The sequence below is a fragment of the Roseibium sediminis genome, from assembly GCF_008711325.1.
GTDB lineage: Bacteria > Pseudomonadota > Alphaproteobacteria > Rhizobiales > Stappiaceae > Roseibium > Roseibium sediminis.
In genome coordinates, this window is sequence record NZ_VXDB01000004.1 from 165,821 (window position 1) to 183,858 (window position 18,038).

18 protein-coding genes are annotated in these 18,038 nt (G+C 58.4%); 10 read left to right on the plus strand and 8 right to left on the minus strand.

Annotated features, from left to right (window positions below):
- Positions 1–10: 10 nt before the first annotated feature.
- The 7 genes from F0155_RS05685 to F0155_RS05715 all read left to right on the plus strand — a co-directional run bounded on the left by F0155_RS05685 (position 11) and on the right by F0155_RS05715 (position 8,360).
- On the plus strand, positions 11–988 hold the full coding sequence (locus F0155_RS05685; RefSeq protein WP_150523518.1) for an ABC transporter permease: 978 nt from the start codon (positions 11–13) through the stop codon (positions 986–988).
- On the plus strand, positions 985–1,872 hold the full coding sequence (locus F0155_RS05690) for an ABC transporter permease (protein WP_150523519.1): 888 nt from the start codon (positions 985–987) through the stop codon (positions 1,870–1,872). The genes F0155_RS05685 and F0155_RS05690 overlap by 4 nt, the downstream gene beginning before the upstream one ends.
- Complete coding sequence (locus tag F0155_RS05695) at positions 1,869–2,846, plus strand: ABC transporter ATP-binding protein (protein ID WP_150523520.1); 978 nt, start codon at positions 1,869–1,871, stop codon at positions 2,844–2,846. Before F0155_RS05690 ends, F0155_RS05695 begins: the two co-directional genes overlap by 4 nt.
- Positions 2,843–3,847, plus strand: coding sequence for an ABC transporter ATP-binding protein (locus tag F0155_RS05700; RefSeq protein WP_150523521.1), 1,005 nt, complete (start codon positions 2,843–2,845; stop codon positions 3,845–3,847). The genes F0155_RS05695 and F0155_RS05700 overlap by 4 nt, the downstream gene beginning before the upstream one ends.
- Positions 3,847–5,502, plus strand: a complete 1,656-nt coding sequence (locus F0155_RS05705; protein WP_161599758.1) for a gamma-glutamyltransferase — start codon at positions 3,847–3,849, stop codon at positions 5,500–5,502. Before F0155_RS05700 ends, F0155_RS05705 begins: the two co-directional genes overlap by 1 nt.
- Before the next feature lie 21 nt (positions 5,503–5,523).
- A complete protein-coding gene (locus tag F0155_RS05710; RefSeq protein ID WP_150523523.1) occupies positions 5,524–6,948 on the plus strand; it encodes an amidohydrolase in 1,425 nt (474 codons plus the stop codon).
- Between the two features lie 152 nt (positions 6,949–7,100).
- Positions 7,101–8,360 (plus strand): molybdopterin molybdotransferase MoeA, encoded by a 1,260-nt coding sequence (locus tag F0155_RS05715; RefSeq protein ID WP_150523524.1) that lies wholly within the window; start codon positions 7,101–7,103, stop codon positions 8,358–8,360.
- A 44-nt stretch (positions 8,361–8,404) separates the two neighbouring features.
- Here the strand turns inward: F0155_RS05715 and F0155_RS05720 are convergent, their stop codons facing one another.
- The 8 genes from F0155_RS05720 to napF form a co-directional block, all read right to left on the minus strand.
- Positions 8,405–8,671: a hypothetical protein gene (locus F0155_RS05720; RefSeq protein WP_150523525.1), complete on the minus strand. Its 267-nt coding sequence runs from the start codon at positions 8,669–8,671 to the stop codon at positions 8,405–8,407.
- Positions 8,672–8,742: 71 nt separating this feature from the next.
- Complete coding sequence (locus F0155_RS05725) at positions 8,743–9,444, minus strand: NapC/NirT family cytochrome c (protein WP_150523526.1); 702 nt, start codon at positions 9,442–9,444, stop codon at positions 8,743–8,745.
- A 23-nt stretch (positions 9,445–9,467) separates the two neighbouring features.
- Positions 9,468–9,911, minus strand: coding sequence for a nitrate reductase cytochrome c-type subunit (locus tag F0155_RS05730; RefSeq protein WP_150523527.1), 444 nt, complete (start codon positions 9,909–9,911; stop codon positions 9,468–9,470).
- A gap of 21 nt (positions 9,912–9,932) precedes the next feature.
- Entirely contained in the window at positions 9,933–10,844 is a 912-nt protein-coding gene (gene napH / locus F0155_RS05735; RefSeq protein WP_150523528.1) for a quinol dehydrogenase ferredoxin subunit NapH, read from the minus strand.
- Entirely contained in the window at positions 10,841–11,659 is an 819-nt protein-coding gene (gene napG / locus F0155_RS05740; protein WP_150523529.1) for a ferredoxin-type protein NapG, read from the minus strand. Before napG ends, napH begins: the two co-directional genes overlap by 4 nt.
- Positions 11,660–11,680: 21 nt before the next feature.
- A complete protein-coding gene (napA, locus tag F0155_RS05745; protein ID WP_150523530.1) occupies positions 11,681–14,173 on the minus strand; it encodes a nitrate reductase catalytic subunit NapA in 2,493 nt (830 codons plus the stop codon).
- A gap of 1 nt (position 14,174) precedes the next feature.
- Entirely contained in the window at positions 14,175–14,450 is a 276-nt protein-coding gene (locus F0155_RS05750) for a chaperone NapD (protein ID WP_150523531.1), read from the minus strand.
- Positions 14,447–14,959, minus strand: coding sequence for a ferredoxin-type protein NapF (napF, locus tag F0155_RS24095; protein WP_150523532.1), 513 nt, complete (start codon positions 14,957–14,959; stop codon positions 14,447–14,449). Before napF ends, F0155_RS05750 begins: the two co-directional genes overlap by 4 nt.
- Positions 14,960–15,166: 207 nt before the next feature.
- On the opposite strand from napF, the gene F0155_RS05760 reads away from it, so the two are divergent.
- From F0155_RS05760 to F0155_RS05770, 3 genes are all read left to right on the plus strand, one after another.
- Positions 15,167–16,048 carry a LysR family transcriptional regulator gene (locus F0155_RS05760; RefSeq protein ID WP_150523533.1) on the plus strand — a complete coding sequence of 294 codons (882 nt, stop codon included), beginning with the start codon at positions 15,167–15,169 and terminating at the stop codon, positions 16,046–16,048.
- Positions 16,049–16,136: 88 nt separating this feature from the next.
- Positions 16,137–16,985 carry a putative hydro-lyase gene (locus tag F0155_RS05765; protein WP_150523534.1) on the plus strand — a complete coding sequence of 283 codons (849 nt, stop codon included), beginning with the start codon at positions 16,137–16,139 and terminating at the stop codon, positions 16,983–16,985.
- Between the two features lie 2 nt (positions 16,986–16,987).
- Positions 16,988–18,025 (plus strand): TRAP transporter substrate-binding protein, encoded by a 1,038-nt coding sequence (locus tag F0155_RS05770; RefSeq protein WP_150523535.1) that lies wholly within the window; start codon positions 16,988–16,990, stop codon positions 18,023–18,025.
- Positions 18,026–18,038 lie beyond the last annotated feature (13 nt).

Here is an 18,038-nt window from a genome sequence, read left to right on the forward strand (position 1 = left end):
GACCTGATTCATGCTTGCATATCTCATTCGCCGTCTCGGCCAGTCGTTTCTGGTCATGGCGGTCATGGCTACAATTGTGTTTTTCGGACTGTATATGGTCGGAAATCCGATCGATCTGCTGATCAATCCGGAAGACGATCTTGCCGCTCAGGAAGAGGCGATCCGCCGTCTTGGGCTGGATCAGCCCGTCTATATTCAGTTTCTCCAGTTTCTGAAGGGTGTTGCCACCGGCAATCTCGGTGTTTCTTTCGTTCACAACACGCCGGCACTGGAACTGATCCTCTCCCGTCTTCCGGCCACGCTTGAGCTTGCATTCTTTGCAATGCTGTTCGCGGTGCTGATCGGAATTCCGCTGGGCATGTTTGCAGGTCTTTACCCGAAGTCCCCCGGAAGCCGCATCATCATGGGGGGATCGATCATCGGCTTTTCGACGCCGAATTTCTGGCAGGGGCTGATGTTGATCATGTTGTTTGCCGTGTTCTGGCGCGTTCTGCCGTCTGGCGGGCGAGGGGAAACGACGGAACTCTTCGGTGTTCCCGTCAGTTTTCTGACCCTCGACGGCCTGAAGCATCTCATCCTGCCCGCGCTCAATCTCGCCATCTTCAAGATTTCCCTGGTCATACGCTTGTCCCGAGCGGGGACGGCGGAAGTCTCCCTTCAGGACTACGTGAAATATGCAAGGGCGAGGGGGCTTTCCGAAAAGCGGGTCGTCGGAGTGCATATCCTGAAGAACATTCTCATTCCGGTTGTCACTGTCCTTGGATTGGAGCTGGGCAACGTCATCGCTTTTGCAGTGGTCACTGAAACCGTCTTCGCCTGGCCGGGCATCGGCAAACTTCTCATCGACAGCATCGGACTTTTGGATCGCCCCGTGGTGGTCGCCTACATGATGCTGACAGTCTTTATGTTCGTAATGATCAATTTCTTCGTAGACATGGCCTATTCAATGTTGGATCCGCGCATTCGGATCAAGGCAGGCAAGGCATGAGCACCATTCCTGTCGAAAGCCCGTTCAAGCGGTTTGCCGAAGACTTCTTCAGCAGTCCGACAGCCGTCATCGCCGGTTTCGGGGTTCTCGTGATCGCGTGTCTTGCGATCTTCGCTGGACCGATTTCTCCGCAAAATCCGTATGATCTTGCAGAGATCAACATCATGGACGGCAGCTTGCCTCCGGGATCTGTCGGTTTTGATGGCTTCTACTATCTGCTCGGCACGGACGAGCAGGGCCGTGACATGCTGTCGGCCATGATCTACGGCCTCAGGATTTCCCTGTCGGTGAGCCTGATTGCCGTGGGAAGCGCGGTTTTTATCGGAATGAGCCTTGGAATGCTGGCAGCCTGGGCCGGGGGACGGATCGAGTCCCTCATCATGCGGGCCGTTGATATCCAGCTGTCTTTCCCGACACTGCTGGTGGCGCTGCTGTTGCTCGCCATTCTCGGCAAGGGTGTCGACAAGGTGATCATTGCGCTGGTGCTGGTCCAGTGGGCCTATTTCGCCAGAACCGTCCGTGCGGCAGCGCTCGTTGAGATCCGCAAGGATTATGTCATGGCGGCCCGCTGCCTTGCGCTTCATCCAATGCGGATCCTGTTTGGCCATGTGATGCCGAACTGCCTGCCGCCGATCATTGTCATTGCCACGGTTCAGGTCGCCAACGCGATTGCGATCGAAGCGTCGCTGTCCTTCCTCGGGGTGGGCGTGCCAATCACCGAACCCTCGCTTGGCCTGCTGATCTCCAACGGGTTTGGCTACCTGCTGTCGGGGCGCTACTGGATCAGCTTTTATCCCGGCGTGATGCTGCTGGTGACACTGGTCTGCATCAATGTCGTGGGCGACCACATTCGTGAAATCCTGAATCCGAGGACAAAGAAATGACCGCGCCGGTACTCTCTGTCCGCAACCTTGTCACCGAGTTCGATACGCGTGCGGGCACTCTTCGGGCTGTGAACAATGTCAGCTTCGATGTTCAGCCGGGAGAAGTTCTCGGCATTGTCGGGGAGTCCGGGTCCGGCAAGACCATCACCGGTTTTTCCATCATGCAGTTGCTCGACCAACCCGGGAAAGTGAAATCCGGCGAAATCCTGCTGAACGGCAAGGACCTGAACAAGGAAGATTCGAGAGAGCTTCGTAAGTTGCGTGGCGACCGGATCGCGATGATCTTTCAGGACCCAATGATGACACTGAACCCGGTCCTGCGCATCGACACGCAGATGATCGAGACCATTCAGGCGCATCGCAACGTTTCCAAGGCAGAGGCACGCCAGATTGCTGAAGACGCTCTTGCACAGGTCGGAATTCCGTCACCTGCGGAGCGGCTGAAGACCTATCCGCACGAAATGTCCGGAGGCATGCGCCAGCGCGTGGTGATTGCCATTGCCTTGATGTTGGAGCCGGACCTGATCATTGCTGACGAGCCGACAACGGCGCTCGATGTCACGATCCAGTCCCAGATTCTCTATGAAATGCAGCGGCTTTTGAGTGACCGCAACATGGGACTGATCTGGATCACACACGATCTGACCGTGGTTGCCGGTCTCGCCCACAAGGTGGCTGTGATGTATGCAGGCCGTATTGTCGAATACGGCTCTGTGAACGAACTACTTGATGCTCCGGCGCATCCCTATACCCGGGGCCTGATCGATTCCATTCCCAGCAACGCCTCCCATGGCAAACGCTTGACCCAGATCCCGGGCATGACGCCCAGTCTGCTCAATCTTGGCGACGGCTGCCCCTTCCGGCCGCGCTGCTCGAAGGCAACGGATGCCTGTGCCGTTGATCCGGACGAACACACACTCAGCGAGGGACATTGGGTGCGGTGCCACAATCCTGTTCTGGAGGCAAAGGGATGACACCACTCCTGCAGCTCAAGGGCCTCACGAAGCGCTATGTCAACGAGCCGGACACGGCCGAAAAGATCGCCAACATGCTTGGCGCGAACTACAAGGAAACCGTTGTTCGGGCGGTCTCCGGTGTGGATCTGGAAATCCAGCCCGGAGAAGTGCTGGGGCTTGTAGGGGAGAGCGGTTGTGGCAAGTCGACACTGGGCCGAATGGTCGCCGGTGTCGAGCGGGCCACATCCGGAGACATACTTTACAACGGCACAGCTATCGCCGACATGACCACGGCGCAGCGTCGGCGGTATGATCTGGACGTCCAGATGATCTTCCAGGATCCGTTTGCCAGCCTCAATCCACGTTTGCGCGTGGAAAAGATTGTCGGTGAGGCACCGGTTGCGCACGGTCTGATCAAGGCATCAGACCGCCGCGACTATGTCGCCAATCTCATGGAAAAAGTCGGGCTCGGCCCGGACTACATGCAGCGCTATCCCCACCAGTTTTCCGGTGGCCAGCGCCAGCGCATCGGCATCGCCCGCGCGTTGGCCGTCAAGCCGAAGCTGATCGTCTGTGATGAGGCGATTTCCGCGCTCGACGTTTCCATTCAGGCACAGATCCTGAACCTGTTCATGGATCTGAAAGACGAGTTCCAGCTGACCTACCTGTTCATCAGCCATGATCTTGGAGCGGTCGAACACATCTCCGATCGGATTGCCATTATGTATCTGGGCCGGGTCGTGGAGATGGGCAAGTCTGAGAACATCTTTGCCGGCCCGATCCATCCCTATACGACGGCGCTCCTGGAAGAAGCGCCGAGGCTTGATCGCAGAAAGCAGGAGTTTGCGCCGATCAAGGGGGAAATCCCGTCGCCGCTCAATCCGCCGCCCGGGTGCACGTTCCACCCAAGATGCCCATTGGCAGTGCAGGCCTGCCGCGAACAGGTTCCCGTGCTTGAAAGTCATCCGGATGGCCGCGTCGCCGCTTGTCTGGTGCGCCAACCGGCCGAGGTGGAATGATGGCAGGCTTTTCGGCAAAGGGAGGCGGCGGAGCTTCCGAAGGCGATCCCGCTTCGGATGATCTGGTGGCAAGCCTCCAGAACCGCACGAGCCTTGGTTTGCCGCGGCATGTTCAGTCAGTTGAAGGAAGATACGGCGCTGTTGCTTGCGGCAGTCCGCATGCCGTCCGCATTGGCCTTGATCTCCTGAAGTCCGGCGGCAGCGCTGCCGATGCGGCTGTCGGGATGGCCTGCGCGATGATGGTCGCCGACCCGGTCAATTGTTCTCCGGCAGGGCGTGGGCATGTCCTCTATCGGCAAGATGGAGAAGAACCGCACGCGATCAACGGGACGACGCGAGCGCCGGAACATGTGCGGGAAGGAGCGGCACCAATTCCTCTGCCGGGGATCGTCGGAGCATTGCTTCATCTGCACGGAAAAAGCGGCAGGCTTTCCCTTCAAACGATCCTGCAGCCGGTTATCGAGCTGGCCGAAACCGGCTTTGAGGTGCCCGATGAACTGGCTCAGATCTGGGCTGTTCGGGCTGGAGACCTGAGGGACGAAGACGCGCGCAACTGGTATCTTCCCGGCGGAAAAATTCCGGTCGCAGGTGATATTTTCTGCCACGCTGGTCTGGCGCTTTTCTTCAGGGAACTGGCGGCGACGGGCAAAGACCCTTTCACGAATATCGAGTTTGTATCCGGTTTCTGCGAGCGGAACGCCTCCAAGGGGCTGACCTGGTCGGATAAGGATGTCTGGCACATTTTCCCAAGAGAGGGCGAGGTTGTCAGGCTTGCCGAAGAGGACTGGGAACTTGTCAGCATTGGCCGTCAGGGTTGGGGCCATACATTGCTCCAGATTACGGCACTGAACCAATGGGCCAAACGGGCGGGGCATTCCGGCGCGGCTCTTGAACTTGCGGAGCTTATGGCCATCGCACAAGCGTTTGATGACCGCCCGCAGCACCTTCGTTCACTCAAGCCGAAATCAAGTCCGATCCCCTTTGAGGACCTTCTCGACAGGGCGCTTTTCGCTGAAGCCGAGGCTTGGCGAAATGTACGTTCGGCGCTGTCCGGGGAGCTGGACAAGGGCGATATTGCGAATATCGCGCCGGGGATGGATCGAGGCGTTCTTGGAGTGGCTTCTGAAGAGCGTGACACGACCCATATGAGCGTGATTGATGCAAGCGGACTGCAAGTATCCATAACCCAGTCCATCGGACCGCATTTTGGAGCTCGGGTGGTCGATCCGAAATACGGCATTCTCTTCGGGCATTCCTACCGGATGGAGTTCGATCCGGTTCCTCTCGCAGAAGACGTAACCGAACAGTGCCCGTCCTTGCTCAGAAAGGGCGATGCTGTTTATGCGCTGGGTGGTGCGGGAAGCGAGCGCATTCCGGGAGCGGTTGCAAATGTCGTCAGGCATCTGATCGCAGGCGACAATCTTGCGAGCGCTATGTGTCAGCCAAGGGCCAACTGGGTTGGCCCGCTCGTGCGGCTGCATGTCGATGCTCCAAAGTCGCTGCTTGAGAAGCTGCAACACGCTGGAATCAATACGGAAATAACGGACCGTGGTCCCGTTGACCATCTGGGCATCGTACACGCTGTCGGGCGGTGCGGGGCGAGTTTTGAAGCTTCCGCAGACCCTGCTTATGCAGGGGCGGCAGGCGTGTGTTAAGTGCGATTTTGGAGGTAAGAAGTGAAAAATACGGATCGTGTCTGGGATTTGGTTGATACACGCCGGGAAGACTATATCGGTCTTTCCGACCGGGTCTTCGATGTGCCGGAAATCGCTTATACGGAGTTCAAATCCGTCGCCGAGCACAAGCTGATGCTGGAGCAGGAAGGTTTCCGGATTACCGAAAATGTAGCTGGCATCCCCACGGCCATCATCGGTGAAGCGGGTGACGAAGGGCCGGTCATCGCCATCCTCGGCGAATTCGATGCCTTGCCTGAACTGGGGCAGGTCGCAGGCTCAGCCGAGCACCAGCCGGTGGTTCCCGGTGGTCCCGGCCATGGCTGCGGGCATAACCTCTTGGGAGCTGCCGCGCTCTGCGCTGCTGCTGCCGTCAAGGACTACCTTGCCGAGCGTGGGATCAAGGGACGGGTGCGCTACTACGGTTGTCCGGCGGAAGAAGGTGGCGCCGCAAAAGCGTTCATGGTGCGGGCTGGATATTTCAATGATGTCGATGCTGCCATTTCTTGGCATCCGTCGACATTCACCGCTGTCAACGAGGCAAAGTCACTGGCAAACACCCGGATCGACTTCACCTTTCACGGCAAGGCGGCGCATGCAGCGGGCGCGCCGGATCTTGGTCGAAGCGCGCTCGATGCAGTCGAATTGATGAATGTCGGCGTCAACTACATGCGTGAACACATGCCCGACGACGCACGTATTCACTACGCCTATCTGGATGCCGGCGGGATTGCGCCGAACGTTGTTCAGGCCCGCGCAACTGTGCGCCAGTTGATCCGTGCACGGAACCTCAAACAACTGCGCGGTCTGGTCGAGCGGGTGCGCAAGATCGCAGAAGGTGCGGCGTTGATGACCGAAACTCGGGTCGAAACCCGCGTTGTCAGCGGTGTGTCCAATCTGATCGGCAACCGGCCCCTTGAAGAAGCCATGCAACGGAGCCTCGAAAGGCTTGGTGCGCCACAATTCGACGACGCTGACAAGGCATTCGCCAACAAGATCCGCAAAACCCTCAGCGACGACAATATTGCGACGTCCTTCCGCCGCATTGGCGTTGAGGTCGACCCCGATCTTGCGCTGTGCGACTTCTTTGCGCCGCTGGATCGGCAGGGAGATGGTGGCGAAGGCTCCACGGATGTTGGCGATGTCAGCTGGGCAGTCCCGACGGTACAGGCGAGGGTCGCAACATGTGCAGTTGGAACACCCTTCCATTCCTGGCAACTGACGGCACAGGGCAAGTCCCCCGCCGCCCACAAGGGCATGCTGCACGCAGCCAAGATCATGGCTGGTACCGCCGTCGAACTTTTCGAAGATGCACCGACACTGGCGGCCGCCATTGAAAGCCACAAGAAGGCACTCGAGCGCGATCCTTATATGTGTCCGATTCCGGATGATGTTGATCCGCCGCTCAAGGCGATGAGCAACCAGTAAGCGACCAAATCCAGCCGGTCTCCACCCGGCGGGAAAGAACAAAGAAACAAAGCAGAATCAACGCGCCAAGCGTGGTTCTGCTTTGTAAATTCAGGCTGCTTGCGGTAGGGTCGGGGCCTTGGTTCACGACACTTTGACGTCAGGCTTGCCTCATGAAAAATCCGGCTCATCCCGACTGCTGCGATCACCTGGAAAGCGGCAGGCTTTTCCAGGTGGAAGAGACGGTGGCGCAGGCCGTAGCGCTCTCAACCCGCATTCAGGGAACCGAGGATGTGCTCCTCAGCGAGGCGGTTGGGCGCGTAAGTGCCGGGGACACGGTCTCGCTGTTTGCCTTGCCGCTGCACGATCATTCGGCTGTTGACGGCTATGCGCTAGGCGCAAGCGGGGGCGGAGAGTTTCAGATCGTCGGTCGGAGGATTGCGGGCGATAGCTCTAAACTTGAGATCGGAGCTTCGCAAGCCGTGCGCATCATGACCGGAGCGCCCATTCCCAAGGGGGCGCAATGTGTCGTCATGCAGGAACATGCAAGTGTTGCTGGCGACAGGGTGAAACCTGATTTCGAGGTGCCGGAGGGCGATAACATCCGGCGCGCGGGTGAAGACGTTCAGGCATTCGACATTCTGGTCAAGGCGGGGACCCGGCTGGATGCACGTCACGCCGCCATTCTGACCGCCAGCGGCTATCAGCGCATCAGTGTGGCGCGAAAGGTGAAAATCGCTCTGCTTTCAACGGGTAACGAGCTTCTGGATGCCGGAACGGGTATTGGGTCGGGGCAGATTTTCGACACCAACAGGCCGATGCTGAAAGCACTGCTGTCCACGCGAAATGTCGAAGTGACGGATCTCGGCATCGTTCGCGACAGTCAGGAACAGATTGTCTCCGCACTGGCGGAAGCGGCAAAAAACCACGATCTGATCATCACGTCCGGTGGGGTTTCAGTCGGCGAGGAAGATCATCTGAAAGCTGCCGTGGTTTCGGCTGGCGGTGAAATCACCAGCTGGCGCATGGCCATCAAGCCCGGCAAACCGATTGCCCTCGGCAAGATCGAAAAGGCTGTCTATCTGGGGCTTCCGGGCAATCCGTTGGCATGCTTCGTCGACTACCTGCTTGTCGGGCGTCCCATTCTCGATGCTCTGACTGGTGCTGCCCATCGTGCCCCTCTGGTTCAGCAGGCACGCGCGGCATTTTCCTGGAGTCGTCGGGCTGGCCGCAGGGAGTTCTTCCCCTGCAACATCGTCGGGCGGACGGACGAAGGATTGCCTTTGCTGGAAAAAACCGGCCGGGCCGGATCTGCACGCCTGACACCCCTGATCGAGGCCGATGGTCTGGGCGTAGTCGCCGCCGACTGCACCGAGGTCCAACCCGGCGGGATCTTGCAGTTCTACCCGTTCCGGGCAGACATGGGCCTTTGACCCAATAGGCGCGGGCAGTTCGCCCGCGACCATGTTGTGAAACGTCAGGCTGTTGCGCCCTTGTGACGAATGGCGCAGCCGACACTGGCCGCAAGCACCCCGATCACGATGGCAACGCCAAGGTCGATCATGTCGACACTGGAGAAGTGAAATCCTGCAAAGATCAGGGATTTCATAATGCCGACGACTGCGCCCATGACGGCTGCAAGCATCCAATTGCGGGTCATCATGCCAAGCGCAAGGCCAAGGATGCCGGGAAAACTCAGGATATTGCCGCCGATGGTTCCCAGAAGATCAAGAAATCCAAGCATTGTGCACCTTTCTTCAGACCGCCGGTCTGATTGCCAGCCCCCTTGGAGAGGCTGGCTTCAAACGGTCCGGATTACTTCGGCAGTCCGCCGACATAGGTTTGAATTGCAGCCACATCAGCATTGTGCGGGGTTGCCTTGCCATTGCTGGCCTGAAGGTCTTCAACCACGCTGCGGTACTGTTCCAGATAACCTTCGGGAAGGGCATGGGCGATGCCTTGATGGCAATCAATACAGGTCATCTTGTTGTCGATGGCTCGCTGGTGCTCACTGGCCGCCCGGGTTTCCTGAATGGTGAAGTCCATGTACTCGAAAGAGTGGCAGTTGCGGCATTCGCGGCTGTCCGATGCCTTCATCTTCTTCCAGACCTGAGCGGCCATGGCAAGACGATGTTCTTCGTATTTTTCCGGAGTGGAAATCGTGCCGACCAGCTCGTGATAGACGTCCTTCACGGCAATGATCTTGGCTTTCACCTTATGCTGCCATTCATGCGGAACGTGGCAGTCGGAGCAGATCGCACGCACACCGGAGTGGTTGTTATAGTGGATCGTCTCCCGATATTCGCCAAGGTTGGTCTCCATCGTGTGGCAGGAAACGCAGAACTCCTCCGTGTTGGTGAGTTCAAGGCTCCAGTTGAAACCACCCCAGAAGATGATCCCGCCGAGAAAACCGGAGATCAGAATGAAGCCGAGGCTGAAGGCTGAAGCCGGGCTCCAGAAGCCGTTCCACAGTCTGCGCAGGAGCCCTTGTTTCGGGCCGCCATTTGTATCTGACATTGTCTTGTGTCCCCCGATCGAACTCAGCGCTCGGCGCTGGAGGGAAGGAAGTCATTGCCGACGAGTTCCGGCGCGTTGACTTGCGGCACATGGCACTGGTTGCAGAACCATCTGGTTCCGGCAACCGTATCGAGCTGGCGGCCTTCGCGGTCGAGATAGTGGGTCATCGACAAGGTGGGGGCCCGGCGCTCACCGGCAACGGTCCAGTCGTGACAGCTCAGGCACTGGTTCGTGCGCTTGTCGATCTGGTATTGCTCAATCGCATGCGGGATGAGCGGCGGTTGCTGGCGATAGTTGCGGGTCAAGCGTCCCTCGACCTGCTTGTGGACCTCATCCACCGCACGCAGGTCTTCGATTTCAGTTCCCCGCAAGCTATGTACGCCGCCGGAAGACTGTGCAATGGCCAGACCCGCCAGGAGCGTCGAGATTGCTAGGATTGGTATTCCTACAAGGACCGGCAGTTTCATCTCTCTTCTCCGTTGTTCCGTTCAAACGGCTTGTTTGGTAGGGGCCGCACCAGAGGGGGCGGCAATATCGTTGTGGGCGTTGTCAAAGCGGTGCGTGAAGGCAAAGACGTCGACAGCGCAGACATCGATGCAGCGCCCGCAATTGGTGCAGTCGGACGAAAGGATCAGCGGTGTGCTGCCCTTTGCACCTTTCAAGGCTGGCGAAATAACGTGGTTTTCCGGGCAGACGGCATAACAGTCCATGCAATCGTCACAGGCCGACCGTTTTGCTGCGGTAACGCGAAGCACGCTTGCCGTGCCTACAAGGCCGTAAAAGGCGCCAACCGGGCACAGGCGACCGCACCAGCCACGTCGCGATACGAGCAAATCGAACAGGAGGACGCACAGGACCAGCATCCAGGCAAACCCCATTCCGAAGACAAGGCCGCGATGAAGGGCTGTAATCGGGTTCACCAGCTCCCAGGCGATGGTTCCGGAAAGGGCGCTTGCTCCAAGAACGCCGACCAAAAGCCAGAGCCGCGTAGACTTCTTGGGTTGCCAGCCCTTGGGCAAGCCAAGTCTGACATGTAGCCAATGGGCTGCGTCGGTCACCGGGTTGATCGGGCAAACCCACGAGCAATAGGTCCGGCCACCGACAAGCGCATAAACCGTAACAACGATAATGGCGCCGGTAACCGCGGTCAGTTCCGGCAAATGCCCGGCAATGATCGACTGGATCAGAACAAGAGGGTCGGTCAGCGGCAGGACGTCGAATGTGCGCGAACTGGCAAGCGTGCCTTCCACCCACCAGATCCCGAACCAGGGACCGAGCAGGAACAATCCAAGAAAGAATGCCTGAGACAGTCGGCGCAGGATCAAGAAGCGATTTGCCTTGAGCCAGCCCTTGACTTGAATGGCTTCTGCCCCGACAGGCAGGGAGGAGGACGCACTCATTGGCTGCTCCCCGGCAACTTGAAGGCGGGCTCGAAAGCACCCGGATCAGACGAAACTGAGGGAAGGCCGTCTGGCATCCGGTCCGGCAAATCGATGATGCCGTCGACCAGGGGTGCGCCCTTGCGTTCCTTTTCTTCCCAGCCTTTCAGATAGTGCTCGGCGGAAGACCCGCGCGCCAGCCGGATGGGCAGGACCTTGATGGCCGCCTCCGGCAAAACGCAGCTCTTCTCGCACTTTCCGCAGCCGGTGCATTTGTCGGCATAAACGGTCGGGGCAAAGATGGCGTGTTTGCCGGAGCGGTTATTGTGAGAGAGTTCCAGCGTGATCGCTTCGTCGATCACCGGGCATACCCGGTAGCAGACGTCGCAGCGCAGTCCGAGGAAATTCAGGCAGTTTTCCTGATCCACCAGAACAGCGGTGCCCATGCGGGCTTCGTCAATGCGTGTGAGGTCCGGATCAAGCGCACCCGTCGGACAGGCCGCCACACAGGGTATGTCATCACACATTTCGCAGGGGACATCCCGCGCCGTGAAGAACGGGCTTCCCGTGGCCGGACCGTCTTCACCCAGCTCGGCAAGTTTTAGGGTGTCATAAGGGCAATCGCGAACGCATAGACCACAGCGTACGCAAGCCGACAGAAAGGCTTCCTCGGCAAGTGCCCCCGGCGGGCGAAGGGCTTCCGCCGGAAGGGCCTTAGCGTCACTCGCCAAGTAGGCCAGCGCCGAGCCAGCCAAAAGACAGCCACCTGCAGCTCGCGCCGTATCCGTGAGGAAACGGCGGCGTTCTGGTGAGATGGGCTTTCCGGTGGCTGACATTGCTGGCTACCTTGGCTCTGCTCAGGCTCGCTCGACCTTGCAGGCGCACTTCTTGAAGTCCGTCTCCTTGGAAAGCGGGCAGGTGGCATCAAGGGTCAGCTTGTTGATGAGCTGGCCTTCATCGAACCACGGCACGAACACGAGGCCGCGCGGCGGCTTGTTGCGTCCGCGGGTTTCCACACGGCTCAGCATTTCCCCGCGACGAGTGGAGATGAGGATCTCCTGTCCACGGCGAACACCGCGATCTCGTGCGTCGTCCGGGTGCATGAACACCATGGCGGAGGGAACAGCTCGGTGAAGTTCGGGAACCCGACGGGTCATGGAACCCGAATGCCAATGCTCCAGCACGCGGCCCGTGCAGAGCCACAGATCAAACTCGGCATCCGGAACCTCCGGAGCGTGTTCGAACGGAGCAAAGATGATGTTCGCCCGGCCATCCGGCTTGCCGTAGAACTCCACGCCCTTGCCTTCGCCGACATAAGGGTCATAGCCCTCGCGGAAACGGTACAGCGTTTCCTTTCCGTCTACGACCGGCCAGCGAAGCCCGCGTGCTTTGTGGTAGGTTTCGAACGGTGCCAGATCGTGCGCTTTCCCACGCCCGAAGTCTGCATATTCCTCGAAAAGGCCCTTTTGAATGTAGAAGCCGAAGTGTTTGGCTTCATCGTTGTTAAAGCCTTCAGCTGTTTCCGTCAGCGGATATTTGTTGACCTTGCCGTTTTCGAACAGAACCTCGTAGACCGTCTTTCCTGCAAACTCCGGTTTTGCGGCAATAAGCTCTGCGCCCCAAGCTTCCTCAACGGTGAAGCGCTTGGAGAATTCCATCAGCTGCCAAAGGTCGGACTTTGCCTCGCCCGGAGCATCCACCTGCTGACGCCAGAACTGGGTGCGGCGTTCCGCATTGCCATAGGCGCCTTCCTTTTCAACCCACATCGCTGTCGGCAGGATCAGGTCCGCAGCCATCGCAGTCACGGTCGGATAGGGATCGGAAACGGTGATGAAGTTTTCCGGGTTGCGGTAACCGGGAAAGCCTTCCTCGTTCATGTTCGGGGCGGCCTGCATGTTGTTGTTGCACATCACCCAATAAGCGTTCAGTTCGCCATCCTTGAGTTTTCTGTGCTGCAGGACCGCATGGTAACCCGGTTTCGGCGGAATGGTGCCTGCCGGGATGTTCCATGCCTTTTCACAGATCTCGCGGTGTTTGTCGCTGGTAACCACCATGTCCGCCGGCAGGCGATGGGCAAAGGTACCGACTTCGCGAGCCGTTCCACAGGCTGAGGGCTGACCTGTCAGGGAGAAGGGTGAGTTGCCCGGTTCCGAGATCTTACCGGTCAGAAGGTGGACGTTGTACATCAGGCCGTTCACCCAGGAGCCGCGGGTGTGCTGGTTGAAGCCCATGGTCCACAGCGACATGACCTTGCGGTTCGGGTCGGCGTACTGGCGGGCAAGGCGTTCCAGTTGCTCTGCCGGAACACCGGAGATTTCCGAAGCCTTTTCAACGGTGTACTCGGCAACGGATGCCGCATACTCGTCGAACGTCATGTCGGACATCTTGCCGGAGTTCGGGTTGGCCGCCGCTTCCTGAAGCGGATGGTTGTCGCGCAGCCCATAACCGATATCGGTGTCAGCGCGCTTGAAGTTGACATGAGCGTTGACGAAGTCCCAGTTCACCGCGTCGTTCTGGATGATGTAGTTGGCGATGTAGTTGAGGATCGCCAGATCGCTCTGGGGTGTGAAGACCATGCCGTTGTCGGCCAGTTCAAAGGACCGGTGCTCGTAGGTCGACAGAACGTGGACTTCGCAGCCTTCCTTGGTCAGCCGGGTATCGGTCAGGCGGGACCACAGGATCGGGTGCATTTCCGCCATGTTCGAGCCCCACAGAACGAACGTGTCGGCATGCTCGAAGTCGTCATAGCAGCCCATCGGCTCATCAATGCCGAAGGCGCGCATGAAACCAACCACGGCAGACGCCATGCAGTGACGTGCGTTCGGATCAATGTTGTTGGAGCGCAGGCCTGCCTTCATGAACTTGGCGGCTGCATAGCCTTCCCAGACGGTCCACTGGCCGGAGCCGAACATGCCAACGGAAGTCGGGCCCTTCTTGGCGAGCGCTTCTTTCCATTTCTCGGCCATTATGTCGAAGGCTTCGTCCCAGCTCACAGGCTCGAAATCGCCATTCTTGTCGTAGACGCCATTGGTCTTGCGCAAGAGCGGCGTTGTCAGGCGGTCCTTGCCGTACATGATCTTGGACAGGAAATAGCCCTTGATGCAGTTCAGCCCCCGGTTCACCGGAGCATCGGGATCACCTTGTGTGGCGACGACCCGGCCATTTTTCGTGCCGACAAGCACGGAGCACCCGGTGCCGCAGAAGCGACACGGGGCCTTGTCCCAACGGATGTCGGATGTTTGTGCTTGCGCCATTACCGGCGCGGTTTTCAGCGTGAGGCCAGCAGCTGCCGCTGTGGTCGTGGCCGCAGTGGCCTTTAGAAAGGAGCGGCGGGATTCCGAGATGGTCATGTCAGGCCTCCGACATTATGGGAGTTGCGCAATCAACCGGCTGCGACAGGTCTTCGAAGTGGTGATAGGTGAGGGTGACCGAAATCACACCGGGGATCTGGTGGATGGCCATAATCAGCTCTGATGCGAGGGAAGTATCCGTATCCTCGACGACGACGACAAACCGTCCGTCTTCGCCATCTGCGTGAATTTCGGCTCCGCCCAGCGCCTCAATGGCATGCCGGACCGTGCTCGCCGTCTCCGCAGAGGCGTGCACGAGGCAACCGCAGATATTCATGTTGTATCTCCCTCAGACGGCGGTCTTCTTCTGGTGAATCGGATAGCCGACGCCGGGCAGGACTGTGCGCATGCGCCGCACCCTATACATTGATCTAAATCAAAAATCGGCATCGATTTACCGTGCGGCAAAACCTGAAACCGGATGGCTCTTGCATCGCAGGTATCTTCACAGCTGCGGCACATGACGCTGTTGAGAGACAGGCAAGTGTTAGAAATTTCAGCTTTCCAGTCCCAGTCTGCAACGTTGTCTGCGACAAGAGCTGCCGTTGGACAGGCGCGCGCGCAGTCGCCGCAGAAGGTGCATTCTCCTTTGGAGAAGTCGATCGTCGGGCGGTTATCTGGCCCACGGACGATGATGCCTTCAGGGCACGCGTCCACGCAGGCTGCGCAGCCATCGCAAAGGCGCGCAAAGTCCTGCGATGCACCGGGTGGGCGCATTACCTCGTGGTCGGTTTCCTGAAATCTGCCTCTCAGGAAATTTCTTCGGCTGGGAGCAGAAAGCGGCATTGCGCTATCCTCTCGTCTGGCTACCTGAACAAGGGGGATCTTGAAATCGTTCCCGCATGGCAGGTCCGGCAAGTCCCTTGTTCCTGCGCGCAACCTAGTTTTCGAGGAGATTTCTTTCCTTGCGTTAGATCAATGAAATCACCCTATTGCGTCTATTGTGGAAATAGCCTGCCTGACACAAGCAATCACCGGTGCTATGCCTGTCACATGAAGATACGCAATCTCGACACCTTCTATTGGGTCGCCAGCCTAGGCAGTTTTCGCTCTGCCGCGCAGAAGCTGAACCTGACCCAGCCGGCCATAACCGCACGCATTCAGGTGCTGGAACAGGACTTGGGTACGGAAGTGTTCGTACGAGATACCCGCAGTGCGGAGCTGACACCGGCAGGGAAGCGTTTGCTGCCTTATGCCGAGCGTTTGATGGAGCTGGACTACGCGGTTATCAACGCCTTCTCCGACAGCGCTACCGTCGAGCAGACAGTTCGTTTGGGCGCATCGGAGTCGATCGTCAGCAGCTGGTTGCCCGACTTTCTGACCGAATATTCCAGAACGAGACCGAAGCTGAATTTTGACCTGACCGTTGACGCAAGCAATCACTTGCGCAATGCGCTGGTATCTCGGGAAATCGACCTGGCCTTTCTCATGGGCCCGATTGCCGAGGCCAGCATCAAGAACCTTGATCTGTGTGAGTATGAGATGGTGCTGGCCGCTGCGCCCGAACTGGCCGCCCAACGGGAGTTCTGGAGCGTGGAAGAAATCGCCCGCCAGACGGTGGTCACCTTTTCGGCTAGTTCCAGACCCCACCGACAACTGCGCGAGCTGCTGACGCAACACACACTGGGGCAGGTGAATATCACCGGATCGGCCTCTTTGGGGGCTATCGTTCGTCTGGGGCGTGCAGGCTACGGCATATGCGCTCTGCCGCGATCCATCATCCACTCGGAGTTGGAAGAGGGCAGCCTTGTGTTGCTCAATTCCAACCTGAAGGTTGCCCCAATCGCGTTCACGGCGAGTTATGTTTCCGGGGCTGCAAACGGCGCGCTTGTTGAGGAAATTGCCAGCGCTGTTCTGCGGTATCTCGGAAAGTAAGATAAAAAATTTCTATCGGATATGAAAAAATAATTCGATTTGATTTATATTGAGATTTCTACTTCCCTAGGTGTACTGGGAGGCAGATGTGCTCAATAACAACAAGTTCAAGACTGGACAGGATCTGCGTGCGGAAGTACGCGCCGGTCGTTTCAGCGGCCAGACAGCCGGGCAGGCCCCGAATTTCCTGCAAGGCAATGTCGTCATTCTCCCTTTGAGATATGCGCAGGACTTCATGCTCTATTGCGCAAACAATCCCAAGCCATGTCCCGTCATCGGCGTATCCGGGGTGGGGGACCCAACTCTTCCCGATCTTGGTAATATCGACATCCGCACCGACATTCCGAGATATCGGTTGTTCCGGGAAGGGCATCTGGAAGGCGAGACCACCGATATCCGTGAGTTCTGGCGCGATGATCTGGTTGCCTTTGTCCTTGGCTGTTCCTTCACCTTCGAGGAAGCCCTGATCCAGAACGGCTATGCTGTCCGCCATATCGAGGCAGGACAGAATGTGCCGATGTTCCGCACCAATATCGAGACCATGCCAGGCGGTATCTTCAGCGGCCCGCTGGTGGTTACCATGCGTTCCTATCCGGAAAGCCAGATCCCCGACATCTATGAGCTATCCGCGCAGTATCCACACGCGCATGGCACGCCGATCTATTGGGGAGACCCGGAGGTCATCGGGATCAGCGATCTGATGAAGCCGGACTATGGCGATCCGATGGGCGTTCCGGAGGGCGAGGTGCCCGTATTCTGGGCCTGCGGAGTGACCCCACAGGCGGCGATTGACAGCGCCAAACCCGATTTTTGCATGACCCACGCCCCGGGCTGCATGCTGGTGACAGATGTGCCGTCCATGCAGGCCCCGAAGGTGAACCTTTCCATTTCGCAATTTTGGCAAACAGATCAACAAATGCATCAACTGGGAGAATGAACATGAAAAGAACAGTATTGGCCCTCGCTGGTACGGCCCTGATGACCCTGCCGGTCGCCGCAGAAGACCTGTCGGTCGTCGGCAGCTGGTCCAGCCTGCCGCTGCACAAGCAGTTTGAAGCGCCGTTCTGGTCGGAAAAGCTGCCTGCGGCCTCCGGCGGCAGCATCAATGTGAACCTGACCACGCACAATCAAATGAACCTCGGCATTGCCGACGTTTTCCGTCTTCTGGGGGATGGCGTCTATGACGTCGGCATGACTGTGGCCGACTATGCGGTAGCCGATGCACCGGAGCTGGAAGGTCTTGATGTTCCGCTTCTCGCCCTGACGGCCGACGATGCCCGCAAGATGGTCGATGCAGCCCGCCCGATGGTGGAGGACATCTTCAAGACGCGCTTCAACAGCCATGTTCTTGCCATCGCGCCATATCCGCCGCAGGTCGTGTTCTGCAACAAGGAAGTGACAAACCTTGATGGCCTGAAAGGCCTGAAGGTTCGCGCATCCGGCCGCATGACTGCAAAGTTCCTTGAAGCGCTGGGCGCAGAAGGCGTCAATGTCAGCTTCTCTGAAGTTCCAGGTGCTCTGCAGAAGGGGGTTGTCGATTGCGCTGTCACCGGTGCAGGTTCGGGCTACAGCGCCGGTTGGTGGGAAGTTTCCACGCATCTTCTGCCGATCCCGCTCGGCGGCTGGGACTCCGTTGTCACCGCGATCAACCTCGACAAGTGGAACGGTATGTCCGCAGACAGCCAGAAGCTTATTCAGGACTCCATCGCTGCCGACTTTGAAGATCCGGCATGGAGCGTTGCTCAAGGGGCGCTTGCAAACGACATTTCCTGCCTCACTGGCAAAGGCGAATGCACTTCTGGTGAAAGCCGCTCCATGACGCTGGTCGAAGTTTCCGATGCCGACTTCCAGCACGCCCGGACCATTCTCGTCGAGCAGGTTCTTCCCGAGTGGGCAGAACGCGCAGGTGGCGACTGGGTCAAGCGCTGGAATGAGTCCGTCGGTCAGGCCGTCGGCGTAACCATCGCTGCCAAGTAAGCGCAACAAGAAT